This window comes from Streptomyces sp. NPDC107654 (assembly GCF_055639035.1).
Window position 1 is genome coordinate 1 of the sequence record NZ_JBVKBI010000070.1, and the last position, 1,065, is coordinate 1,065.

The 1,065-nt window shown below is 68.2% G+C and carries 2 protein-coding genes and 1 pseudogene; 2 read left to right on the top strand and 1 reads right to left on the bottom strand.

The window, feature by feature from the left end:
- Nucleotides 1-210 (top strand): annotated as a pseudogene (locus ACZ7N4_RS39185) (IS110 family transposase); the annotation flags it as partial.
- A 41-nt stretch (nt 211-251) separates the two neighbouring features.
- Nucleotides 252-743, top strand: coding sequence for a hypothetical protein (locus ACZ7N4_RS39190; RefSeq protein WP_471368828.1), 492 nt, complete (start codon nt 252-254; stop codon nt 741-743).
- 56 nt (nt 744-799) lie between these two features.
- On the opposite strand, the gene ACZ7N4_RS39195 is transcribed toward ACZ7N4_RS39190, so the two are convergent.
- Nucleotides 800-976: a hypothetical protein gene (locus ACZ7N4_RS39195; protein WP_471368831.1), complete on the bottom strand. Its 177-nt coding sequence runs from the start codon at nt 974-976 to the stop codon at nt 800-802.
- Nucleotides 977-1,065 lie beyond the last annotated feature (89 nt).

Genomic DNA, 1,065 nt, shown 5'->3' on the forward strand with positions numbered 1-1,065 from the left:
GGGAACCGCCAGCTCAAACGCGCGATGTTCCTCTCCGCGTTCGCCGCCCTCCACGATCCCCCCTCCCGCACCTACTACGACCGCTGCCGAGCCCGCGGGAAGACCCACACCCAGGCACTTCTCCGCCTCGCCCGCCACCGCATCAGCGTCCTGTTCGCCATGCTCCGCGACGGCACCTTCTACGAACCCCGAACCCCACAGCTCGCTTGACGAAGGACATAGAGGCACCCCCCCCCCCCCGCATGGAAGCGATGCTGCACGCACGACTGGCCCGCGCCTACGCCCGTGCGGGCGAGGGCCGGGCCTCCGCCCACGCGCAGAACGCCGCACTGGACGCCTACGACCGGGCTCGCGACCGCTCGCCGGACGAGGACCCGGACTGCGTTTACTGGGTCAATCTGGGCGAACTGCGGATGCTGGCCGGGTCCAGCGCTCTCAACCTCAACCGCCCCAACGAGGCCCTGACGCATTTCACCGCCGCCGAAGACAGGTGCCGCAGCGCAGACGCCTACAAGGACAACGACTTCCCGCGCGGCGCCGCCATCTACCTGGCGCGGGAGGCAGAGGCCCGAATCGCGCTCGAAGAACTCGACGGCGCCGTGGAGACGGCACACAGGGCCGTCGAGCACATGGGCGGAGTCACCTCCGCCCGCGGCACGACCACCCTGAGCAATCTGTGCTCCGAACTCACCGCACGCAAGGACGTGCCGCTGGTGCGTGAGTTTCTAGAAGGCACCGCCTAACTGTTGCGGCTCAGGACGTTGTTGACGGTGGCAGCGCTACTCGGGATCGGTGGCGGTCATGCCCGTGTGCTGCGGACGATTGCGCTGCTTGCCGGGCGTTCTGCGACATCGGCGGGGGCTGCGGCGATGACTTTGTCGAGCGCGGCGCGGGAGGTCTGCAAATCGATGATGGCTTTGGTGATGCGCTCGCGTTCCTTGGTCAGGTCGGCGAGGAGGTCGGAGCAGGTCGGCACTAGGACTTGTCCGGCCGATCATGCCCGGAGCCAGATGACGAGGGTTGCGGCGGTCGCGGTCCCGAGGAAGACGTAACCGCGCTTGTCGT